The organism is Chitinophaga sp. Ak27, from assembly GCF_012726295.1.
In the GTDB taxonomy this organism is placed as follows: Bacteria; Bacteroidota; Bacteroidia; order Chitinophagales; family Chitinophagaceae; genus Chitinophaga.
In genome coordinates this window covers 77,239-101,975 of sequence record NZ_JABAOB010000012.1, presented here as the reverse complement: position 1 = coordinate 101,975, position 24,737 = coordinate 77,239, and the positions used below count along the sequence as shown (strand labels likewise).

Sequence of the window (24,737 nt, the reverse complement as noted above, 5' to 3'; positions counted from 1 at the left end):
TTTTATTTTAAAGCCACACGGATCATGAGCACCCCTCTGCCAGGAATGGAGAAGGTGGATGCCAGTGGCCGCACATCAGCTTCCAGCACATTACTTTCCCGGATGTTCAATGCGTTGTTTTTGTTTTTTGGCGCTATCGCCACTTCGGTGGCAGTAACTGCTGTGTTTACCAATTGCAGTAATACGCCTTTGCCATCGGCGGCAGGATAGATGTTTTCAACATATACCGGCTTGCCCTGTATCGTGAAAAAGAGATCTTCTGTTGCCGGGCCGCTGGCCGCGGCTACTACCAGCGGCTGGTGGTTTTCCAGCCCGGTGGCGTTAACTGCTGCGGCATCATAGGCGCCATGTACCTTCAGGTAGTAATGGAAAGTAGTAATACCCTCCTGGTCCCTCCGGAAGTTGGTATGCCAGAGGTTATTCATCACCCAGGAAGCGATCAGGGGTTGCTGGGCGGTAAAGCCAATCCAGCGCGGCGAATCATGTAATCCTCCCAGCAGCCCGGCAGTGGGATACTGGCCTATTTCAAACAACGGGGCGTCGGGGCTGGACCAGGTAACGCCGGTTTCGCCGTTAGACACGTCTACCCAGCGTTGCTGCGTATACCAGTTCCGGTTAGTATGCGGCAGTTGTGCTGATTCCGCCCGGATGCTGCTCCAGGGAATGCTGTAGCGCACCTGCGCCGCCGGGATGTTGAATGGAAACACAAAGTGAACGCTTTCTTTATTGCTCACTGCTATTTTATCGATGGTGTTGGTAAGCGCTACCTCGTCGGTACCAGCTGCCAGCATAATTTCACGGACAAGAGACTGGGCGCCGGGCGCAGGGGAGCTGATCTGCAGGCTCACAACCAGTGGGCCTTTTTCCCCGATACGGATGGTGGCCGCGCCACTCGACTGCACTTTTTCTGCGGAGTCGCCGGGCAGGTAATCGTATTGATTTAATCCTGCTGTAGTAGCGAAATTGGTGTTGAATCCTTTTTTATGGAGACTGGTGATATTGCCGGTATGTTCGTCGACCGTGAGGCTGTAAAGGCCGTTATCGAGACTATTGGCGCCGACGGTAGCTTTTTGTGGGCCGGTCCACGCCTTCCCCGGAAAGATGTTAAACCGTTGTTTGGAAAAAGCCGGCAGCCCCTTTACTAAAATGGCCAGTTCACCCGTACTGAGCCTTTGTGAGGGCACTTTATTACCCTGCAGGTCTTTCACGAGGTCGCCTCTGCTGCTGAGTGTCGCAGGTACCTTCACCAGGCTGGTGTAGGGATGGTCAATGGGATTATAAACATCGATGGCGTTAGCAACAGTATTGTGGTTGCTGGTGCTTTGCTGAAGCAGGGCTGCTGACTGTGTCTGGGCTTCGAGTGCAAAGGCTTGTTTAAACTGCCACTGTGCGATGGCTTTCGGATCTGCCGGATCTGATACACTGTTGTAGGCGCCCCAGGTATGTTCGTTAAACATGATGAGTTCTGTCCACGTTTTATTGAACGAGTCGGCCGGATACGCCGGTTTATCACGCAGGGCCCAGATGGCGCCGGCTTGTTGCAACCTGTCGGAAGCATTCCGGTTGATGGCCGTTTCCCGGGCGGCGGAAGCGATGCCGTCTGTCCAATACTCGGTATAATCGCCCGATAATACCGGGATACGATTTTTCCAGGTGTTTTCAAAGTCGGTAAAGAATTGTTTTACCGAGGTGATCACCAATTGCGGAGATGCATACCGCTCATTCCATGCTTTTACGGCATCCGGCAGTTCGGGATCTATGGGCGCGTTGTCGCTCATCGCCCAGGTGAGCAGGGTCATGTCGTAGGGGAAACGCCGCTGTTCCAGCTGGGCCAGGTAATCGAACAGGTAAGGATTCAGGAAGTTTTCGCTGGGCTTGCCGGTATAATATGGTTTGGGATCTTCTACCGTGAAGAAGTTAGGGATTTTGCTGCCTTTCAGCGTATAGCCGATTGAGTAGGGCGATGATTGCCAGAACAGCACCTTTTGCTGGCCGGAAGGCGATTGCCAGTAGAAGGGTTTATCACGCCACTGCCCCGAGCTGCCTATACGGTCCGACGCATTGGGGGCGCTGAGGAAGTAGTGAATGCCGGTGATATCAGCTTGACTGGTGAGTCCCCAGGAAGCGCCGGGTACATCGCCCTGGAACATGGTGTGTATTGACATGTCGTATTGCCGGGCGAGCCTGGCCCCGGTGCCAAACAGGTGCAGCAATTGGGCCGCGCTGGTAGCACTGGTATTGGTGTTGGCATAGGCGCCATCGAGATTAATCCAGCCTTTTTTAACGGCGTCGCGGAAGGCGGCCTGTTTATCGGGACTTGCCGTTGCCAGGTATTTATCTACTACCCACAGCGCTTCTGTATTCCATTTAAAGCGTGCTTCCGGTGGATAGTTGGCGGTACGGGCAGCTATTTTAATGGCTTCGTCAATATTGTTCATATGAATGGACAGCACTTTCGACTGTACGTTGGTATAGCCAACATCTACGTGCGAATGTGGCATTACATATACCTTCCAGGAGCGGGTAGGTGTTACAATGCATTGGGCGGCGTAGGTTTGGCGGCCATAACGGTAACGGATAAATGCCTGGGTGTCTTTATCCACTGGGCCCCCGGGCAAGGGTATTTCCACGAGACTTACGCCCGCAGCACTGGCAGGCACGGGGAGACTGTCTTCTCTCCCGTTAAAGGAAATATAGACGGTACCCGCCTGGTAACTGCGTCCGTTATGAAAGATCAACCGCGCCATGCGGGCGGAGCCAGTGGGTTGCCTAAGATAGGCAACTGTAGGCTGTAGTTCAATACTGGTAAAGGTTTGCAGCTGTTGCTGTGCGCTGGTAAGGCCGGTGCAAATACAGCCTGAGAGGAAGAGTATAGACCTTATATGCTTCATATGTACAAACATACATACATATTAACAGGAATGCAAAAAATACTGACAAGTGGTAGTGGATTAGCTTTTTACTTTTTTGTCCGGGAATCCCGGTGACTTCAAAAACCTCGGTGAAGGTTTTACCAATGATTCGTTATCATGTGTTTTTTTCTAAATGACTCCATAAGTTAGCCGCAAATCGATATTTATCCCTTCTGCGTTACCACCTGTATTTTCTTATTATTTACCCGGACCCATACTTTCTTTTGTTCAGCTGATCTGATGCGATACTCAGTCACTTGCCCATTTTGCCAGCTGCAATCTATCGTATATCCTCCCCGGGCTTTCAGGCCTTTAAAAGACCCGGCCGCCCAACCAGAGGGTATTCCCGGCAGCAAATGAATTTCACCGGCATGGCTTTGCAGGAGCATCTCCGCTATAGCCCCAGTGATACCGAGGTTGCCGTCTATCTGGAAGGGAGGGTGTGTAGTAAAAAGATTGGGCAGGGTATTATAAGTAAGTAACCCGCGCACCATGATGCCTGCCTTCTCACCTTCGCCAAGGCGCGCCCAAAGCGCACAGCGCCAGGGCCATGTCCAGGAGCGGCGACTATCGCCCACCGTTGATTCGACAGTGAATGGCGTGTTTTCATTTTTTCCATAGTTCCCGCTCCGGCTCCGCAATGAAATGATAGCGGCCTTTGCGAAATCCGGGTTAAGGGTCATACTGATCTGGCGGCCGGGATAAACGGCAAAGAGGTGAGAGGTGTGCCGGTGCTGGTCATCCGGGTCATCCCTATCTTCCTGCCATTCCTGTAACTGTCCCCACTTACCGATCTTGTTAGGGGCAAGATGTGCCTGCATACCTGCTACTTTCAGCTGGTAGGCCGAATCGATGCCTAATGCCTTCGCTGCTTCCAGGTAGTTTTGAAAAAGGTCCCATACCAATTGCTGATCGTGCATTACGCCATCTTCCCGGGGACCATGCTCGGGCGACCATCCATCAGGCACCATCAGTTTGCCATCGGGCGTTTTCTTTAAACGATCCTCCCAAAACTGACAGATCTCCTTCAAAATAGGGTAGGCCGTAGTACGTAAATAGGTTTTATCCATGGTAAAAGCCCAATGTTCAAAAACATGCTGCGCATACCACGCGCTGGCCGGAATATTCCATTCCCAACCATTCCCACCGAAAATACTCTGGCTGGTGCGGGCCGTCCATCCACGTACATTAGACCCGAATGCCTTCCGGGTAGCAATACGACAGGGCTCTTCCGCAGCCTTGATGAAATCTATCAGGGGCAAATGGCATTCAGATAAATTCGTTGATTCTACCCCCCAGTAATTCATCTGGATGTTGATATTGTTGTGATAATCGCCGGCCCAGGGCGGTGTGTTGCTGTCGTTCCATAAACCCTGCAGGTTAGCCGGCAACCCGCCTATACGCGAACAGCTGGCCAGCAAATAACGGCCATACTGAAAGATAGTTTCTTCCAGGTCGGGATCCACACTGCCTCCTGCATATCTTTTCAGACGAGCGTCGGTAGGCAATAGTAACACGTCGGCATTAGTTTTCCCAATATCAATAGACGCTGCCTGTGTGAGACGGGTAAGGTCTTTTGTATGGCGACTCATCAATGTTTGATAACCACTTTTCCTGGCTGCACCGATCTCCTGCTTAACCAGCGGCATAGGGTCTGCCCCACGCCACCCTGACCGGAAATCCGGTTTATAGTTTGTCCGCGCATCGAGGTAAATGGTAATCGTATTGCATTTTTGAAATACCCAGTTATTTCCTTCCACCGAAATACTCCCTCCTTCGTGCGCAATTTGCATGTTAGCAGCATACTTCAGGTGATTGGGCATTTCACCCGTAAAGCTCAATCCTTCTGCATTAGCAGTACTTATAGCTCCTTGCGCTGACTGCATGGAGATTTTACCGGATAAAGCTCCTTTTTTACTGGCGGTATAACGGAAAACCATCACCTGGTCAGGGTGACTGGCAAATGCTTCTCGCGTATAGTGGGTATCGCCTATTTCAAAAGCGGTGGTATGCACCCCGGTTTGAATATTTAGTGAGCGATAATACCCGGTTACTACCTCCGTATGATTGAAATCTATTACAAACGTTCCGAAATTCCGGTAGGATCCAAAGCCATGATCCCCTGTTTCATATTCTCCGTCCCAATTATTGTCGCCACTCCATAAACTCTGTTCGTTGTACTGTACCTTTTCCGTTTTAATACCCCCAAATAGCATGGCGCCCATTCTTCCATTGCCGATAGGTAATGCCTGTGCATCCCATTTTTCGGCAGGTTGAGTGTACCATAACTGGTAGTTATAGCCCGCACCAGGACCGGCGTCCGAATGCTGCGCATTAACAGCTGTAGAAAGAAGAATGAAGGTACAACACAGTATAGCGCCCAATAGCCTTTTCATTTTACGATTTTAGTTTGTTTTAAGCATTGTGAACGGGTAAATATACGCTATCGATGCCTCCGGTATCGCCACTATATTGGCTAATACTAGCAGTTTATTGGCATTCACTTACCGGGTATTAAAAAAAAACTTTGAAAAGGAGGAATGCCGAAAATGAAAAAGGGCCTCTCAAAATTTTGAGAGGCCCTTTTTCGGGATGGTTGCTGACAACTAGAATCCCGGGTTATTCGGTAAAAGATTAGGGTTTACATCTATTTCCTGCTTCGGCACAGGGAACAACAGGTTCTTTTCTGCAAACGTAGCATTGAACACTGTTTTGTGTCCTACAAAGTTGTCCCAGTTACCCGTTACATCGTTATGTACTTTTCGTGTGCGGATCATATCAAACCACATTTTATTTTCAAAGCACAGCTCATAGTAACGTTGCAGCCATACTTCCTGTTCAAAGGCTGTTTGCGACATACCAGCAGGTAACGGACCCAGGTTAGCGCGATCGCGGATGGCTTTTACATATTTGAGTGCATCAGCATTCGGGCCACCTTCAGCGCGGTTGGAAGCTTCTGCATACATCAGGTATACATCGGCCAACCGGTATAAGGTGTAGTTCAAGTCAGATTTGGCAGTATTTACCACGGCCAGCGAATCGAAGAACTTGTAGATATACGTGTTCCTGAAAGTGATGGTATCCGTACTGTTGATCTTTCTATACTTGGTATAAAAGAATTGCCTTTCCTGTATGCGTTTATCTTTCGGGTCGAACGACTGTATAAACTGCGGTGTTGGATATACAGACCCGTACTCGTCGGAGTATTTGGAGATACCCGCGTAGTTCGGAATAGTGAGTGCTGTCAGTGGATTGGTAGATGGAACAGATGCGGCATACTGTACCTGGAAAATGAATTCCCCGATATTTTTATTCAGCGGGTTATTCATATCTGTATAATTTTTAAACAGCGAAGCGCCGCTGTTGGTGATCACCGCTTTGGAAGCCGCGGCAGACAGTGCATAATACTGGGTACCGCCATTGATCGCTGCGCCGGCGTAAGTGAGGTATACATCGGCCAGCAGGCTCTGTATCATACTCATGGTTACGTTACCGGTATTATTAGACCATGGCAGACTGGATTTAGCCGCAGTCAATAGATCAGGAATGATGATGCTGTCGTAAATGGCTTTGGCAGGCGTACGCGGCAGGTTCAGGTTCGGTGCAGTAGGAACGGTAGGCACTTCCGTAATTTTAGGGATGGCCCCATATAATCTTACCAGCTGAAAATAATACAATGCCCGCAGCGCATGCGCTTCCGCCAGCTCGTAGGTAGTCGTGGTGGCGTCCTGTACTGCTTTTGGAATGTTCTGGATAGCCAGGTTACAAGCGCCCACACCCAGGTACATCCGTTGCCACCAGGTGTCTACATAAAAGGAAGTATAGTTGTAACTCAGGTTCTGGAAATTGATGAAGCCTGTTTGTCCCAGGTCACTATTGGCCTTACCCGTCATAAACTCGAGCAGGTTGTACACGTTACCGCCATAAGAAGAAGGCTGGCCTTGCAGAAAACCCTGCAGGTTCTGGTAACAGCCGTTGGCAAACGCCCTGGCTACCTTCGGACTGGTAAGGTCAGCATCCGGCGTGAGGAAGTTGGTGGGCTTTTCGTCCAGGAACTTCTTACAGGAACAACTGAGCAACACCATCAACGCTATTAATATATGTTTAGTCGTTTTCATTTTCTGAATTTTTAATTCACTAAATAGATTGTCACTTCAACGGTTACACGAAACGGTGTTAAAAGTTAAGGTTTACACCCAGGTTCCACACACGTGGACGGGGGTATGGGAAGAAGTCGATACCCTGTGAAAACCCGGTATTGTTACCATAGCCAAAGTTGAATGTATCTACTTCAGGGTCGTAACCGGTGTATTTAGTGATCAGGAACAGGTTCTGTACGCTGGCATAAATACGGAAGCGGTTAATGTGGCTGCGCTGCATCCAGGAAGCAGGGAACGTATAACCCAATGTAAAGTTCTGACCACGGATATAAGAACCATCTTCTACCCACCAGGTATCGAAATGGGAATCCTGTGTGAATTTGTAGCTGCGTACCTGTGCAATGGAAGTATTCTGGTGATCCGGTGTCCATCCATCCAGTACGGTTTTCAGGCTGTTGGCCAGTGTTTGACGGTCTTCTGTTGAGTGTTTGAAGGCAGCGGCGGTGTTCATACCCTGTACAAAACGGATATCGGCGGTCAGATCCCAGCCTTTATATTTCAGCGTGGTACTGAAGGTTCCGGTCCATTTTGGGTTAGCGCGGCCGATGATGCTATATACGGGGTTGCCGGCAGCATCGTACACATATTTTCTGTCGCCTGGCAACAGCGAGTGTTTCGCAGCTTCGGCGGCTTCATCTGTGCTGTAAGTACCCAACCTGGTCATGCCATAGAAAGAACCGATAGGCTCACCTACTCTCAGCACATTCGTTTGCCCGAGGAAGTTAGGACCCGGGAAGATGTCAGCATTACCATCGTTGAGTGTCAGGATGGTGTTTTTGTTAGAAGTAAAGAGGAAGTTGGTGGTCCAGGTGAAATTAGGAGTCTGGATGTTAGTAGTGCTTAGTCCTATTTCCCATCCTTTATTTCTCATGGAGCCTACGTTTTTATATACATTACCGTTGTAGGTACCGGCAGACCATGGAATGGGGGCTGCCAGCAGCAGGTCGGTGGTTTTACGGTTGTAGTAATCTACGTTCAGGTTGATGCGGTTGTCTAACACGGAGAGTTCTACGCCGGCATCTACCTGGGTTGATTTTTCCCATTTCAGGTTCGGGTTACCAATATAGCCCGGTACCAGCGTGGGTTGGTTAGCGCCACCAATAACGGTTTGATCTGGTCTGTACTGCGCAAAGTTCTGGAATTGCCCAATTTCCTGGTTACCGGAAAGACCATAGCTGGCGCGTACTTTCAGGTTATTTACAAATTTGCTGTGTTTCAGCCATTCTTCTTCAGATACACGCCAGGCGGCAGCTACGGAAGGGAAGAACGCAAATTGTTTTTCCTTGCTGAACTTGGAAGAACCGTCATACCTGCCGGTAGCGGTAAACAGGTATTTACTGTGCAGGCTATAGTTAACACGTGCATAGTAAGAATTCATGTCCCAGGGAGAAGTGAGGGAAGTGGCGTTTGACCGTACAGAACCGGCGCCCAGGTTATTCCATTGGAAATAATCTGTTACGAAGTTCTGTGTTTCTACCAGTGCATTTTCTCCTGAATATTTGATGAAGGAAATACCACCTACGGCATTCAGGGTGCTGTTGTTGCCCAGGTCTTTGTTATATGTCAGGTAGCTTTCTGATTGCCAGTATTTGTTGTAATCATCTGTAATCCTGGCAACGCCGCCCTGGTCCTGCGATAAGTGAGGCAGGTCGGTACCGCTGTAGAAGTTAGCCTTGTTGCTTACCAGGTCGTAACCGAAGTCTGTTTTGAAGTCCAGGTCTTTGGTGATATGAAACAACAGGTATACATTACCCAGGGTATGCTGGGAGTTATTCAGTGTATAACGGCTCTGGGCAATATGTACCGGGTTGGGGCCTCCTTCCAGGCCGGCAATGTCGTTGTTGCCTGCCCAGGTACCATCGGGATATCTTACCGGTACAATCGGCACTTCTTCTGTTACCATCCTTGGCACGTTTAAGCTACCGTTACCATCAGATACCAGTCTTTGTTTGCTGGAAATGATATTCAGGCTACCACCTATTTTCAGCCATTTTTTAATGTTGTTGTCGAAAGTCAGGCGGGCAGAATATCTTCTGAACCAAGACTGTGTCATTAAACCGTTCTGATCCAGGAAGCCGAGGGAGGCGCTGTACACCAGTTTATCTGTACCGCCCTGGAAATTGAGCTGGTGGCTGGTAGAGATGGCTGGTTTGTACGTTTCTTTTTCCCAGTTGGTATTATACAGTGGTTTATCATTGGCATCGAACAGCTTGGGGAAATTCTGATGATTCAATGCTTTGGGAGGCGCCCAGGTGCCATGTTGCGGGTCGAATTTGGTGGCATTCACAAAAGCTTCGTTATATACTTTTACAAACTCGTCGGAGTTGAGGGTAGGCAGGTGCCTGGAGAGGGTGCTTACATTCACGTCGCCCTGGTAGCTTACTTCGGTAGGACCTGCTTTACCACGTTTGGTGGTGATCATGATAACACCGTTGGCGCCCCTGGCTCCATAGATCGCGGTAGAGGAAGCGTCTTTCAATACTTCCAGGGAGGCGATGTCGTTGGGGTTGATGGCGTTTCCATCTACGCCGGCTATTCCATCTACCACGTAGAGTGGATCTATGGAGGAGTTGATGGAGCCAATACCACGGATACGCACTTTGGCTGCCTGGCCGGGTGCGCTGCTGTTGATATTGACTTCCACGCCGGGTATTTTACCCTGTAAGGCTTGCGAGATATTGGGTACGGGGGCGTCCATGATCTTCTCCGCTTTCAGGGAAGCAACGGCGCCGGTGAGGTCAGATTTCTTGACGGAACCATAACCAATTACCACGAGGTCATTCAGCGTGTTTACCTGTACGTCGAGCGCTACATCGATAACAGTTCGGTTACCTACCTTTACTTCCTGGTTGGCAAACCCGGTAAAGGAAAATACCAACACTGCATTGCTGTTGGGTACCGTCAATGAATACACGCCATTTTCATTGGCAATGGTACCGCTCGAGGTACCTTTGATGGCCACCGTGGTATTAGGGATCGCTGTCCCGTCTGCCGCATTGGTGACCTTGCCACTAACTTTAATTTGGGCCATCGCGTGCATGGAGAGCAGTATACATGCAAGCACATAAACAAGTGTTGTTTTCATAACAAGTCTTTAGAGATGATGGAATAATAGCCGGTAAATTGTTCTTCCAGTTGATAAGCGACGTGGGAATATTATCATACGTGGATCCCCACTGCAACAAAATCGATTTAGTTTTGTTAAATCATGATAATAACAAGTTTTACATAGTTAGATAGTTTGATAATTACATAGTTAGAATGTCAGATTCGGTTGATGAATTAGTAATAATAACCGAACAGCCAAAATTGTTTACGCTTTCCTGCTGATTTGCTGCGCAATTTTTTAAATGGCAATAGCGTCTGACAATAGGCCGGCTTCTCCTCCTGAAATTTGCTGGTCCTTCGGGTCTTCTCTGTTTACTTTGTGCTCGTCTTGGAAGTTGTTGTATGCAATGATATGGTTCATGGTTTTAGTGCTGCAACAACTTCCGGTATATATCCATTCTAAATGCGGGCTTGTATCTTCTTATACCCCGCCACGTTCAATCGTCTGCGTTTGGGTAAACGCAGGGCTGCTCCAGATCCACTTCATGCTTTGCAAAATCGTTTTATCACTGAGGGCTAAAAAAAGAATTGCCCGGTGGCCGGTAGTCAGCGGCTTATTTCCCTGAATCGATGCTGCTAATGCTTTCGGATAATAAGATGCCTGACCGCCTTCCGGTGTGAAAGCTGCAATGGTAATTTCCGCAGGAAGTGGAGCTATGAATAAGTTTTTCATCATGTGGTCCCGGGTTATTATGTACAAACATAGAAACATTAATGAATTAATGCAAGAAAAGTTTTTAACAAAACCTTAAGACACTGATTTTTAATAAATTATTTTAAATTATTGAGTTATGTATATGTACTGCGTTTAATGTTTATATCAGGTTCCCCTTTTACAGGCATGAAAAACCACCACTGCGCGCCAGAATCAGCGGACGAAAATTGGTTTTCTTGTTATTTTCCAGTTTTTTTGCGGCATGAATTTGAGCATAGATCATAAAAATCCACTACCCCTTCATGTTCAGGCAGAAAACCTGTTACGGAATATGATCAAGGATCCGCAGTATGCCGGCGGAAAATTTTTACCCAATGAAATTCAACTGGCAAAACAACTGGCTATCTCCCGGTCTACTTTGCGCCATGCACTCAATAAATTGGTATACGAAGGGCTGCTCACCCGCAAGAAAGGAGTAGGTACCAAAGTGGCCGAAACCGCCATCAGCTCTAAATCAAAGAACTGGCTGAGCTTCACACAAGAAATGAATGCCCGCGGTATCACCATCAAAAACTTTGAATTACACGTTACCTGGGTATTACCCGACGAAACGGTAGCGAACTTCTTCGAAATTAGCCCCGATAAGAAAGTATTGAAACTGGAGCGGCTGAGAGGTAAAGCAGAAGGGCCTTTCGTGTATTTTATTTCTTATTTCCACCCCAGGGTAGGACTAACCGGGGAAGAGGATTTTAAACGCCCCCTCTACGAAATACTGGAGAAAGAATATATGACAGTGGCAACGCTCTCCAAAGAAGAGATCAGCGCTAAAACAGCCGATAAATTTATTGCATCCAAACTGGAATTGGAACCAGGAAGTCCTATCCTCTTCAGGAAACGCTTTGTATACGACCAGGGCGAGCGCCCTATTGAATACAACCTTGGCTACTACCGGGCCGACAGCTTCGTATATACGGTGGAAAGCAGGAGAGACTAATTACTATCAACAGATCATATTACAGCGCCGTACCGCTTTTATAAAGCCGATACGGCGCTGTTGTATTAAGGCTGCGGCGCAGCAGCTGCATCTTTGGTAACCACCGGCCATACCCCCGGTTTAGGCACACTCACGCCTTTGTTGGAGCCTCTCACCCCGGCATCCTGGCCAAAGTAGTATAGCGGCCATCCCTTGTACGTCAGCTGCTTTTTACCAAACACAGTAGTGGTGCCAAACAATGTTTTATCTAATATAGAAGGCACTATCACCTGGTCGGTTTCATAAATAGGCCAGATGGCATTGTTAGAAAAATCTGCCTTGGTAAAAGTATTCACATTAAACTTATCGGGCGCAAAAGCATACAGCGTCACACCTTTGGCATCTGTGAAGTACAGGGTTTTACCTGTACCCTCCGTGTGGTCAGCCAGGTAATTTTTACCGTCGGCGCCCACCAGCTGCGCATTTACCAGCTGTATGGTGTAGTCTGTTTTGGCAACAAACCATACGTTGTTTACCGCTTCTCCCTTGGTTTCTCCTGCTGCTTCCCGTACGTTGGCACCGCCTACATTAGGTGCAAAATAATATAGAGGCCATCCTTTATAGGTTGTTTGTTTTTTACCGTCGGTAGTTGTAATGGTAGCGAAATCCTTAATGTCTAAACCTGTACCCAGCGCGGCCTGTGCCAGGTTGTCGCCCGCATAATAAATAGGCCATACTGCGGCACAACCACCAGTACAGTTATTGGAGCCGTTAAAGTCGTTGGAAAAATAATAAAGCGAATTGCCGTCCACATCAGTGATATGATTACCCACCGTAGCGCTGGCGCTGATTTGTACTACCGGCTTCGGTGCGGGTGTATCGGGGTTGTTATTTTTGCTGCCGCAGGCACTGAGGGCCACAATACCGGCTATAGCTATCCATGAGAATAAGGTGTTTGTTACGCAGTTCATGCTGATTGAAATTTTTTCGGGAATAAAAAATAGTACGCAACTGCCTGCCGCTGGCCAGCAAGGCAGCGCAATCCGGTACGTATACTTATTCGGAAGAAACCATGAAAAGGTTGCCACGATGAAAAAATATTTTCTACAGGGCGCCTGTTTAATACGATGATTAAAATGCGTCCTGCTCCCTATAATCTGCTAAATTTGTTGCCATGGTAAACGAACAATACTACCTGCAACAATACGAATCACAGGAAGGCGATACCCGGTTAGTGATGGAAGTCATGTCGGTATACCTGTATCCCCTGGAAACCTTTACCATCACAGATGCGGTAAACCGCATCCTGGAAGTGCGCGGCACCCGGATCGGCGATATCCTGCAACAACTGGTTACTGCGGGACTGGCCATAAAAAATGTGACCGGCAGCTATTCGCTCGTGCCGGAAATGAACTTTTGGCTGTTTCCACAAACTATTACCAGGCCTGCTTTTGAACAACTTCTGCCCGGTACCCGCCGCGCCATACACGCGTTTTATAGTATGAGCGCGAGACTGCAGGACCTGCAGCAATTACTTACCGCTTATTTTACGGGTGACCGCTTACTATTATCGCTTCCCATCCGGAAAATAGAACAGGAGCTGGAAGAATACCAGCCTTACCTGTCGTACCTGCTGTATTTCCCGGCCTATGCGCCGCTGCTTGCACTCTTTAGCCAGGATAGCCTGCAGGAAATGGCCAGGTTTGCCCTGAAGTATAATATTTTAAAAATGCCGCCGGTGGCCGTACTGGAAGCGTTCCGCCAACAATACGCCGTGAGCTTCCCCGAGCTTGACCTGCTGCAGGGACACCTCGACCCGCCCGCTACGGACGATGCAGCAGACGATAGCTACGCCCAGGCCGTGGTGGAGCTCTATGCCAACCATCCCGGCAAAGCGCTGACCCTGTTTGAGAAAGGAATCAAACGACAACGGCAGCACGATAAAAAAAATATCCTGCCCCTGTCGCCGGTATATGCCTTCTATTACGCCTTTACGCTGGCGCTCCTGCCGGGGGACCAGGTAAATCCGAAAATCAGTAAAATAACTGCCACGTATGAACGGAAACTCTTCCCCGCCATCACACCGGCCGTTTGCCTGCTGCATTTTCATGCAGGACGTAAAGAGAAAGGAGATAACCTGCTGCTTATTTTACTGGAAGGCGGAGAAAGCCCCCTGCTCAGCTACCTGTCGCTACTCTGTTTGCAGTTATTGCATCCTAATAGCCGGTTGCTCCGCACCTTTGGCCCGCAGATCGGGCGCCTGCTCAGCCTGGGCATAGAACGGCACTACCGCTTACTGACCTACGAATATTTAAGTTTATTTAAGAAGGATGATTACCGGGGATATGAAAGCACTTTCCGGGAGATAGCCGCTATTACCCGCTACCCGCCAGCATTGTCGCAAATGGAGCAAACGCCAGACTGGGAGCGGTTATTGAACACCTTGCTGGGCGTAGATAATCATCTCAGTAAAAAAGAGAAAAATGTAACGGCATCCCGGTTAATTTACCTGGTAGACCTCGACCATTACAAAATACAGCCGGTGCTTCAAACATCCCAGGGAAATAATAGCTGGAGCGCCGGCAGGAATGTGTCCCTCAAAAAACTGAAAGAAGGAAAAGCAGAGGCCATGACGCCACAGGATTTTCGTATAGGCAATACTGTTCAAAAGGATCACTACTATAACTATGATGGAGAATCCTACTCTTTCGCGGAAACCGTCTGGCAGGAAATCGCCGGTCACCCGTACCTGTTTGCCGCCGATGATCCCTCTATCCCGGTAGAAATCATAAAAGCGCCACCGGAACTCAGTATTAACAACACCAGCCAGGGATATACCTTCAGCGCCAACATCGAGGATTATGTCAGCGAGACGGTGTTTGTAAAGGAAACCAGCACCCGGCTGAAGGTCATCTCCCTGACTGCCCAGCAACGGCGACTGTTGCAGACCTTACAACAGGTACGCATAGTACCCCATGCCGGAAAAGATAAGCTGCTACAGGTATTGAAAGGGATAGGTGCGCATCTCACCATCCATGCCGATATGGGCGATATGACAGCCAATATCAACAAACGCCCGGCCGACAGCCGCATTGTGATTCAGCTGCTGCCCCTGGGCGAAGGACTGAAAGCGGGCTTGTATGTAAAGCCCTTTACGATGGATCCGCCCTATTGTAAACCCGGTGCCGGCGCGCACAACATTATCGGCGTGAGCAATGGAGAACGCTGGCAGGCCATCCGGGACTTGCCCCTGGAACAGGCCAACCTCCGCGCGCTAATGAACCTCCTGCAAGGAGCCATCTTACCGGATATCTCCGATGATACCATCATTTTTGAAGATCCGCTGGACTGCCTTCAGTTGCTGGAAGTGATCCGCCAACACCCTGAGCTGGTAAGGGCGGAATGGCCGGAAGGAGAGCGGTATAAAATAAAACAACAGGCAGGATTTGCACAGCTCAGCATCGGTATCCGCGAAAAGAATCACTGGTTTATGTGCGAAGGCGAACTAAAAGTAGATGAAACTACCGTATTATCGCTGAAAGACTTACTGGATACATCGCTCACCGTGAAGAAGCGGTTTATCGCGCTGCAGAATGGCGAATACCTTGCATTGACAGGGGACTTACGCAAACGGCTAAACGAAATGGCGAGTTTTGCCGGCATCGATCGCGAGGGAGTCAGTATCCCCGCATTTGCCGCACCAGTATTGGAAGAATGGCTGGAACAGGCGGGGGAAGTCAGTACCGATGCTGCCTGGAAAGACTTTGCCCGCAAACGGGCCACAGCAATGGCGCTTACCATTCCCGTGCCACTCACCCTGCAAACAACTTTACGCCCCTACCAGGAGGAAGGGTTTCATTGGATGACACACCTGGCCGCCTGGGGAGCTGGCGCCTGCCTGGCAGATGATATGGGGCTCGGTAAAACCATCCAGGCCATCGCCATGCTGCTGCACCGTGCCACAGAAGGGGCCGCATTGGTAATTTGCCCCGCTTCGGTGGTCAGCAACTGGAGCAACGAAATCCGCCGCTTTGCACCCTCCCTGAACATCGTGTTGTTAGCAAACGGCCGTCGTAGCGCCCTGATCAAGAAAGCCGGTCCCCTCGATGTGGTCATCACCACGTATGGACTGCTACAGGCGGAAGAAAAATTGCTGTCGACAGTGAAATGGCCTACCGTGGTACTGGATGAAGCGCATACCATTAAAAACTTCCAGACCAAAACTTCCAAAGCAGCCATGTCGCTGCAGGCAGGGTTTAAATTAATGCTAACGGGCACGCCTATACAAAATCATATGGGAGAGATCTGGAACCTCTTTAACTTCCTTAACCCTGGCCTGCTGGGTACCCTGGATCATTTCAATAAACAATTTGTATTTCCATCTGTCCGCAATCCCGAAAGCACCGTGAAGCTGCACCTGAAGAAATTGATTGCCCCCTTTATCCTGCGACGTACCAAAACCGCGGTGCTGGATGAGTTGCCGCAGAAAACAGAGATTGTGAAAATGGTGCCTTTATCGCCCGATGAGGCGGCCTTCTATGAAGCGGTGCGCAGAAAGGCGCTTGAAAATATCAAAGCGCAGGAGGGAAGTGCGGCCCAGCAACATATCCGCGCGCTGGCAGAAATCAGCCGCCTGCGCATGGCGGCTTGTAGTCCGCAGTTGGTGGATGCAGAAACTGATATTGCTTCTTCCAAATTACAGGTATTCCAGGAGATCGTAGAGGAGCTGGTATCCAACAACCACCGCGCGCTGGTGTTCAGCCAATTTGTAAAACACCTCGACTTGGTCAGGGAAGCACTACAGGCACAGGGCATTACTTACCAGTACCTCGATGGCAGCACCCCCATTTCACAGCGCGATAAGCTGGTGAAAGATTTTCAGTCGGGTAAGGGCCAGTTATTCCTGATCAGCCTCAAGGCCGGTGGGCTTGGGCTGAATCTTACCGCGGCCGATTACGTGATTCACCTGGACCCCTGGTGGAATCCGGCTATCGAAGAGCAGGCGTCCGACAGGGCCTATCGTATCGGGCAAACCAGGCCCGTTACTATTTATCGCCTGGTAACACAGCATACTATTGAAGAAAAGATTATTGCCCTGCACAACAGTAAGAGAGATCTGGCCGACCAGCTGCTGGAGGGCAGCGACCAGTCGGGCCGTCTCACTGCAAAAGAGCTGCTGGCGCTGATTGCCGCGGAGCATGATGTATAAGTGAATCGCTGCAATAGCTTTCAGCTTTTCGCTTTCAGCTTTTTGCTCAAAAAGGGGATGGACTGATACTCGTCCATCCTCCGTCAATCACCAGGCTTTGCCCGGTGATATGCCGGGCATAATCCGATACGAAGAATAACGCTGCCTGGGCAATGTCCAGTGTGTGTGCCGGCCTTCCCATCGGCGTTATAGCCGACCAGGTTTTTTCGTAGGAAGGATCATCCTGCGTACGTTCGGTGAGGGTAGCGCCGGGAGCAATGGTATTGACCGTAATTTTAAACGGAGACAATTCTATTACCAGGTTTTTAGCCAGCATTTCCAGGGCGGCCTTACTCATGCCGTAAGCTGCCAGGTCTTTATGCGCCTGGTGGCCGGTTACAGAGGAAGTAAACAGGATGGCCCCCCCCTGTTCCTGTTGCTTCATTTGATTGGCGGCCGCCTGGGCCAGGAAAAAGGTACCGCCAAGATTCACCTGCATTACCCGGTTAAATGCCGCGGGACTATATGTAAAGAAATCGCCAAACAGGGTGATGCCGGCATTGGCAATCACGATGTCCAGGCTGCCATAGCGACTTACCGCTGTGTTGACCATTTGTTGCAGGAAAGTTACATCGCTGGAGTCGCCAGGCATGGCAATGCAGATCCCTTTTTCGGAAGTAATTTCATCGGCGGCGCTGCGGGCCAGGGCCTCATCGATATCATTGAGTATAACAATGGCGCCCCGTGTGACCAGCTGCTTGCATATTTCAAACCCAATGCCCTGGCCGGCTCCGGTAACGATGGCAACTTTATTTTCGAAATTCATAACAATTCTTTTAGTGTGATCAGCGTAGTTAGTGAGAATCGCGGGTTACCTCACTGCCGGAGCTGCCTTTGAGGAAGTCGAGGTCGGCGCCGAGATGGGCTTGTTCCACGTGTTGCTGGTATAATTGTACATATCCGCGGGTCGACAGCGGGTGTATCGGTTGCCAGGCAGCTTTTCTCTTCGCTATTTCCGCATCGGAGATTGCCGCATGCAGGCGGCGTTCATGCACATCCAGGGTAATGATGTCTCCGTCGCGGAGAATGGCCAGGGTGCCTCCGGCAGCGGCTTCCGGCGATACATGCAGCACTACGGTGCCGAAGCCGGTACCGCTCATCCGTCCGTCGGAAATGCGCACCATATCGGTGATACCTTTTGCCAGCAGTTTGGCGGGCAGTCCCAGGTTACCTACTTCCGGCATGCCGGGATATCCTTTCGGTCCTGCGTTTTTAAGCACCAGTATACTATTTTCATCTACTTCCAACGCCGGGTCATCGATACGCTTTTTATAGTCGTCAATATCTTCAAATACCACGGCTTTGCCGGTATGTTGCATGAGATGGGGACTGGCGGCAGAAGGCTTGATCACGGCGCCGTTTTCACAAATATTACCTTTCAACACTACGATGCCTGATACGGGGTTAAAGGGGGTATCTATGCCAGTGATCACGTCGGGGTTATAGCTAACGGCATGGGCGTAGTTGGCGCCGATGGTTTTGCCATTGGCTGTGATACAGTCCTTGTGTAAATGGTCTAACAGTGCGTTAATTACCGCTGGCAGTCCACCGGCATAATAAAGATCTTCCATAAAATGGCTGCCCGAAGGCTGTAGGTTAGCGATCAGGGGGATATTAGCCGAAAATGTGTCCATATCTTCCAGGCTCAGCGGAACGCCTATGCGGCCGGCGATGGCCAGCAGGTGTATCACGAAGTTAGTAGATCCTCCGATGGCGGCATTCACCCGGATCGCATTTTCAAAGGCTTCCCTGGTGAGGATATCAGACAACCGCCTGTTTTCCTTCACCATTTTCACGATCTCTGTACCAGACAACTGCGCCAGTACTTTCCTGGCCGCATCCGGTGCAGGAATGGCGGCGTTTTGCGGCAGCGATAGTCCCAATGACTCTACCATGCAGGCCATCGTGGAAGCGGTACCCATCACGGCGCAATGCCCGTCGCTCCGGCACATCCCGGCTTCGGCCAGGGCCAGCTCTTCAGTTGTCATGCGGCCAGCTCTTACCTCTTCGCTGAACCGCCATATATCGCTGGTGCCAATGGAGCGGCCTTTATGGCGACCGGTGAGCATAGCACCTCCCGATACTACGATGGTAGGAATGTTAACGCTGCAGGCGCCCATGACCAGCGCCGGGGTGGTTTTGTCGCACCCGCATAATAATACCACCCCGTCCAATGGGTTGGCGCGGATCGATTCTTCCACATCCATGCTCACCAGGTTGCGGTATAACATAGCGGTGGGCTTTATGAGGGTTTCCCCTAACGACATCACCGGGAATTCCAACGGGTAACCGCCAGCCTCCAGTATGCCTCTTTTTACCGCCTCGGCCAACTCCCGGAAATGAGAGTTACAGGGCGTAAGTTCTGACCACGTATTACAAATACCAATAACAGGCTTGCCTTCCAGCTCATAGGCGGGAATGCCCTGCTTCTTCAGCCAGGCGCGGTAAATAAAACCATCTTTGCCTCCACGGGCAAACCAGTGACTACTTCTAAGTGAATGTTCCTGCTGCATAACGGGAATGGATATAGTGTACTTTATATTATAGATGTTGAAATTTACGGATTTTGACAGTGGTATGCAACCCTAAAATTATCAGGTGAAATAATCTGCTTTCCCTACATGATAAATAGGCTATTATTTAACAGATGTTTATCACACATGGCAATATAAGCTCAAAATAATTTATGGAATTTCGCCGTTGTTGCGTCTGTAATTAACAACCCGTAATTCCCACAATGAAAAAAATTCTATTTACTGTCCTGTGCATTGTTGTGAGTTTGTGCTGTGCTGCCCAACAGGCTACCATCAACGGAAATGTGTCGGATACACTAAATGGCGTCAAATTATCCAACACGGTAGCAGCATTGCTACATGCTAAAGACTCCATATTATATAAATTTGTCAGAGCAGATGATAAAGGTAACTTCGACATCAAAAATATTCCCGCGGGCAACTATGTCCTGCTGGTAACATATCCCACCTACGCCGATTACGTAGAATCATTGACGCTAACCGATACTACTCATATTCATCTCAGCAAGATTATCCTGATACAGAAATCCCGCCTCCTGAAAGAAGTGGTGATACAACAGAAAGTGGCTGCGATCAAGATGAAGGGTGACACTACGGAGTTCAATGCGGAAAGCTTTAAAACTGCGGCCAATGCCTCTGTGGAAGACCTGTTAAAGAAACTGCCAGGTATCCAGGTCAATAGTAAAGGCCAGATTACCGCCCAGGGAGAAACGGTAAAGAAAGTACTGGTAGATGGGGAAGAATTTTTTGGAGATGACCCGACGCTGGTGACCAAAAATCTACGGGCTGATATGGTAGACAAAGTACAGCTGTACGATAAAAAGAGCGATCAGGCCACCTTTACAGGGGTAGACGATGGCGAAAAATCAAAAACTATTAATATCCAGTTGAAGGAAGACAAAAAACGGGGCTACTTTGGCAAGCTGGCCGTAGGCGCCGGCGATCATGGATTTCATAACACGGAAGGGCTATTTAATTTATTCCGGGGAAAGAAGAAAATGGCTGCCTATGGTATTGTTTCCAATACGGGAAAGATTGGCCTCAACTGGGAAGACCGTGAGAAATTTAGCGCTAGTTCCATTTCTGTAGACGACCAGGGTAATATGGAGTTTTTTGGCGCCGGTGACGACCTCGATAACTGGAGCGGCCGATATGAAGATAACGGCTACCCGTTGGTGCAAACTGGTGGACTGCATTACGGTGATAAGTGGGACCAGGACCGGAAGAACGTGAATTTGAACTATAAGTTCATGAAGCTGTACGTAGATGCTGATAAAACTATATCCAGCCAAAATATCCTGAAAGACACCATCTATTCGAGTAACTCAGCGGAGCAATCGAAAAACAGTATCATGAGGAACCGGATCAATGGCCTTTATGAATTGCAGCTGGATTCTACCTCCTCCATTAAATTATTGGTAGATGGAGGCCTCGATCATAAAATTACCAGCATGCGCAATACTTCTGAGATGCAGAAGAATGATATGCTGATTAACAATGGATATCGTATTACCAACAACACGTCTGATGCCGGCAAACTCAATACAAACCTGCTTTGGCGGAAGAAACTGAAGAAGAAGGGACGTACCATTTCCCTGAACATTGCTGAAAATTATAGCCGTACCAATGGGGAAGGCACCCTGGATGCGTTGACGGAGTTCTATCAAAAAGGGCAGGTAGATTCTACCCAGCGTATTGATCAGCTGAAAACCATTAATAACGAGCAGCTCAACATCAATACGAATATTACCTATACAGAGCCATTGTCAAAAAAATCTTCGCTCGTTTTTAATTATGGTATTAACGTCAGCAACAGTCATTCGAACCGTAATTCGTTTAATAAAAACAATGGCGGTAAATACAGCCTGTTGGATTCGCTATACAGCAACGACTATGCCTTTAATATACTCACGCACCGGGGTGGTATCAGCTACGCTTATACGTTAAATACTAAATTGAGAGTGAACCTGGGCAGTAACGTTGGATTCACTGATTTTAATCAAAAAGATATGTTCCGGAATCACCAACAGGAGCGGAGTTTTGTGAACTGGTATCCCAATGCATCGGTGCGGTATAGCTTTACCCAGCAGCGCCGTCTTAACTTTTTCTACCAGGGGTATACGCAGCAACCGGATATCAACCAGCTACAACCTATCCGTACCAACGATGACCCTTTGAATATCATCATTGGAAACCCTAATCTGCAGCCATCTTTCAATAATAGTTTTCGCCTGGGTTATTCAGATTATAAGGTGATGAGTGGCCGGAGTATCTGGGCTTCCGTTAGTTATAATTTTGTTTCGGATGCTATCAGCAGCCGGAGCGACCTGGATACTTCCGGTAAAAGAACCTCGCAGGCAGTGAATGTGAATGGTAACCGGAATATACGTTACGACCTGGACATGGGCTGGAAGATCAGTGCATGGGACTTGAGGATTGGTGGTGGTATAGGCGGGGATTTTTCCCGTAATGTGAATTATGTCAACTCGCTGTTGAACATTACCAACTCCAGCCGTACTGCTATTAACTTTAATATGCAAAAAGAAAAGGAGAAGAAGTACCAATTTTATTTTACTGCCAGCGCTAACTATAACGTAGGCGTATCTTCTGTACAGAGCACTTTCCGCACAGATTACTGGTCGTATTACATAGAGCCCAATGCCGACGTGTACCTGCCCTGGAAGTTGCAGCTGCATGGCGATATGAGCTATGCCATCCGGCAGCGCACAGCCGTGTTTACCGGTAATAACAATGCGGTGATCGTGAATGCATTTCTTGCGAAGAAATTTGGAAAGAAAGAATTGATGCAGGTAAATTTTTCTATGAATGACATATTCAATCAGAATATAGGGTTCGACAGGTCGGTGCAAACCAATACCATTACGCAAACGCGCTATAGCACTATTGGCCGGTATGCGTTATTGTCTTTTATCTGGAATTTTAATAAACTGGGTCCGGGCGCCCCGAAACAATAAGTGATCATGAATAATCTTCGATTAAAATTACGTTTAACCGTTTTAGTGATATTATGCACTTTATCGTTACAGGCGCAGGTATCGCCTTTCCTGCTGCAGGGACGTATCGAATATGAAAAGCGGGTTAACCTGCATGCCCAGATGGATGAGGCCTTAAAGGGAGAGCAGGAGCACTCCTGGTATGAATCTATTAAGAAGAGCTCTTCCCAGTTCCAGGTCACTTATTTCGACTATTCGTTTGCGGGTAACACCAGTTTATATAAGCCAGGGAGAGAGAACCCTGAAAATAAGAACCCATTTATGGGGGACGCACCTGCGAGCGCAAATGTGGTGTATTCGAAGCTCGACAGTATGCAGTCGGTATCGCAAAAGAAAGTGTTTGAGCAGCTGTTCCTGGTAAAAGACAGTATCCGGCCTATCCATTGGAAGATTACCGATGAAACGCGCAAAATTGCCGGTTTTGATTGCCGCCGGGCCAACGCCATCATTATGGACTCTGTATACGTGGTGGCATTTTATACCGATGCCATCGTAACACCGGGAGGCCCGGAATCTTTTGCCGGTTTACCGGGAATGATATTGGGAGTTGCTTTACCACATGAGCATACTTCCTGGTTTGCCACTAAGGTATTGGTAGATGATATTAAGGAAGGTACGCTGTTGCCCCCCACGAAGGGAAAGGCGGTGAATAATAAAGCCCTGCGGGAAGGCCTTAACAAAACCATCGGGAAATGGGGCGGATTTGGTCCGCTTTATCTACGGTCAATTTCCTTATAATTGCAGTACAGACCACTGACATGATGGAGGTATTACAACATTTCCGGCAGCTTTATCAGCCTGTTCAGCCCGCAGCAGAACAGGAAAAGGGACCGGTGTTGTATCGCGAATTATTGCCACATACTGGATTGCTAGCATATGTATACTGTTACTGGGAACTTAAATCCACGGGGCCTTTAACGGCGCCTTACCATTACCGGGTGATAGCAGACGGATGCATAGATATTTATTTTGAACCCCATCAGCCAACAGAAAGTTACCTGATGGGGTTTAGCAATTCCTATACGGCTTTTCCGCTGCAGGGGGATTTCCATTTTGTGGGCATCCGTTTCTTACCGGGTATGTTGCCCTTGTTGTACCGGCTAAATGCTGCGGAGCTGACCGACCAGTCGGCGCCGCTGGATGCTATTTGCCAGCCACTGGCTACTTTTCTGGCAGCGCGTTTTCATCCCGGTTTAGCTTTAGGAGAGATGAAAGCTTTGCTGGATGAGTATTTGCTTGGATTATTGAGTAAGGGTATCGTTACCGCTGATAGCCGCTTATATGAGGCCATTTCGATGATACTTGATACCGGGGGAATGATTGGTATCGAAAAAGAGTTAGCGGTAGGTATCAGTCCACGGCAATTGCGTCGCTTATTTCAATTTTACGTGGGCGATACGCCTAAATCTTTCAGCGAAGTAGTCCGGTTTCAGAAAACATTGCAGCGCATGACGCATCACCGGAAACAGCGTCCTTACCTGGATACCGGTTATTATGACCAGGCTCATTTTATCAAATCATTTAAGCAATTATACGGTCTTACTCCTTCGAAAGTCCTGCTTTAATTTGTCCGTTTTTTACAATGTTTGCCTTCGAGGTTGCCCTAGCTTTGTTGTCATCTAACAAAAAAAATATGAAGCAGGGCTTATTATGGGTATTATTATGCTGCTTTGCAGGGCCCATTTATTCACAGACAAAACCAGGAAAAATGAAATTGAATGCAGGCATTATTACTTCCAAAATAGCGGAGAGTAAGCGGTTTTACACAGAGATATTAGGCTTTGGAGTGACATTTGAAAACGATTTTTATCTCTTGTTACATACACCGGACAAGCAATCGGAGATCAGTTTTTTATTGCCGGAACACGCGTCTCAACAACCCTTATTCCGGCCGGCCTTCGAAGGTAAAGGAGTGTATTTGACGATAGAAGTGGAGAAGGTAGATGAGGTGTATGAACGCATTAAAGCGAAGGGAACAGCGATTAAAATCCCCATCCGCAATGAGCCCTGGGGCGACCGGCATTTCGCTATTGCAGATCCTAATGGGGTAGGGATCGATATTGTAACTTATTCACAACCATAGGTCATTAACATTTTTTTAAGATAATGAAATCTTAAAATCGGTTGGCACCA

The 24,737-nt window shown here is 48.6% G+C and carries 15 protein-coding genes; 6 read left to right on the top strand and 9 right to left on the bottom strand.

The window, feature by feature from the left end; genetic code table 11:
- Positions 1 to 2 precede the first annotated feature (2 nt).
- The 6 genes from HGH90_RS29570 to HGH90_RS29550 form a co-directional block, all read right to left on the bottom strand.
- On the bottom strand, positions 3 to 2,891 hold the full coding sequence (locus HGH90_RS29570; RefSeq protein WP_248277091.1) for a glycoside hydrolase family 38 C-terminal domain-containing protein: 2,889 nt from the start codon (positions 2,889 to 2,891) through the stop codon (positions 3 to 5).
- A gap of 185 nt (positions 2,892 to 3,076) precedes the next feature.
- Positions 3,077 to 5,308 carry a glycosyl hydrolase family 95 catalytic domain-containing protein gene (locus HGH90_RS29565; RefSeq protein WP_169192599.1) on the bottom strand — a complete coding sequence of 744 codons (2,232 nt, stop codon included), beginning with the start codon at positions 5,306 to 5,308 and terminating at the stop codon, positions 3,077 to 3,079.
- Between the two features lie 210 nt (positions 5,309 to 5,518).
- Positions 5,519 to 7,030, bottom strand: coding sequence for a RagB/SusD family nutrient uptake outer membrane protein (locus HGH90_RS29560; protein ID WP_168764616.1), 1,512 nt, complete (start codon positions 7,028 to 7,030; stop codon positions 5,519 to 5,521).
- A 58-nt stretch (positions 7,031 to 7,088) separates the two neighbouring features.
- A complete protein-coding gene (locus HGH90_RS29555) occupies positions 7,089 to 10,157 on the bottom strand; it encodes a SusC/RagA family TonB-linked outer membrane protein (protein ID WP_169192598.1) in 3,069 nt (1,022 codons plus the stop codon).
- Positions 10,158 to 10,418: 261 nt separating this feature from the next.
- Positions 10,419 to 10,541: a hypothetical protein gene (locus HGH90_RS32035; RefSeq protein WP_262888621.1), complete on the bottom strand. Its 123-nt coding sequence runs from the start codon at positions 10,539 to 10,541 to the stop codon at positions 10,419 to 10,421.
- 60 nt (positions 10,542 to 10,601) lie between these two features.
- Entirely contained in the window at positions 10,602 to 10,856 is a 255-nt protein-coding gene (locus tag HGH90_RS29550; protein WP_169192597.1) for a hypothetical protein, read from the bottom strand.
- Positions 10,857 to 11,097: 241 nt separating this feature from the next.
- Here HGH90_RS29550 and HGH90_RS29545 point away from each other — a divergent pair, with 241 nt between their 5' ends.
- Positions 11,098 to 11,829: a GntR family transcriptional regulator gene (locus HGH90_RS29545; protein ID WP_145674070.1), complete on the top strand. Its 732-nt coding sequence runs from the start codon at positions 11,098 to 11,100 to the stop codon at positions 11,827 to 11,829.
- Positions 11,830 to 11,894: 65 nt separating this feature from the next.
- Here the strand turns inward: HGH90_RS29545 and HGH90_RS29540 are convergent, their stop codons facing one another.
- Positions 11,895 to 12,779 (bottom strand): hypothetical protein, encoded by an 885-nt coding sequence (locus tag HGH90_RS29540; RefSeq protein ID WP_169192596.1) that lies wholly within the window; start codon positions 12,777 to 12,779, stop codon positions 11,895 to 11,897.
- Positions 12,780 to 12,982: 203 nt separating this feature from the next.
- Between HGH90_RS29540 and HGH90_RS29535 the strand changes: the two genes are divergently transcribed.
- Positions 12,983 to 17,017: a DEAD/DEAH box helicase gene (locus tag HGH90_RS29535; RefSeq protein ID WP_169192595.1), complete on the top strand. Its 4,035-nt coding sequence runs from the start codon at positions 12,983 to 12,985 to the stop codon at positions 17,015 to 17,017.
- 46 nt (positions 17,018 to 17,063) lie between these two features.
- Here HGH90_RS29535 and HGH90_RS29530 read toward each other — a convergent pair whose 3' ends face one another.
- Both HGH90_RS29530 and HGH90_RS29525 read right to left on the bottom strand, forming a co-directional pair.
- Positions 17,064 to 17,822, bottom strand: coding sequence for an SDR family NAD(P)-dependent oxidoreductase (locus tag HGH90_RS29530; protein ID WP_169192594.1), 759 nt, complete (start codon positions 17,820 to 17,822; stop codon positions 17,064 to 17,066).
- A 28-nt stretch (positions 17,823 to 17,850) separates the two neighbouring features.
- The gene (locus HGH90_RS29525) at positions 17,851 to 19,569 is read right to left on the bottom strand and encodes an IlvD/Edd family dehydratase (RefSeq protein WP_168764610.1); all 1,719 of its coding nucleotides are present in this window, start codon (positions 19,567 to 19,569) and stop codon (positions 17,851 to 17,853) included.
- Between the two features lie 224 nt (positions 19,570 to 19,793).
- Between HGH90_RS29525 and HGH90_RS29520 the strand changes: the two genes are divergently transcribed.
- From HGH90_RS29520 to HGH90_RS29505, 4 genes are all read left to right on the top strand, one after another.
- Positions 19,794 to 22,565, top strand: a complete 2,772-nt coding sequence (locus HGH90_RS29520) for an outer membrane beta-barrel family protein (RefSeq protein WP_169192593.1) — start codon at positions 19,794 to 19,796, stop codon at positions 22,563 to 22,565.
- 6 nt (positions 22,566 to 22,571) lie between these two features.
- Positions 22,572 to 23,342 (top strand): GLPGLI family protein, encoded by a 771-nt coding sequence (locus HGH90_RS29515; protein WP_168764608.1) that lies wholly within the window; start codon positions 22,572 to 22,574, stop codon positions 23,340 to 23,342.
- 20 nt (positions 23,343 to 23,362) lie between these two features.
- Positions 23,363 to 24,169, top strand: coding sequence for a helix-turn-helix domain-containing protein (locus HGH90_RS29510; RefSeq protein WP_211172708.1), 807 nt, complete (start codon positions 23,363 to 23,365; stop codon positions 24,167 to 24,169).
- A gap of 143 nt (positions 24,170 to 24,312) precedes the next feature.
- The gene (locus HGH90_RS29505; protein ID WP_169192592.1) at positions 24,313 to 24,687 is read left to right on the top strand and encodes a VOC family protein; all 375 of its coding nucleotides are present in this window, start codon (positions 24,313 to 24,315) and stop codon (positions 24,685 to 24,687) included.
- Positions 24,688 to 24,737 lie beyond the last annotated feature (50 nt).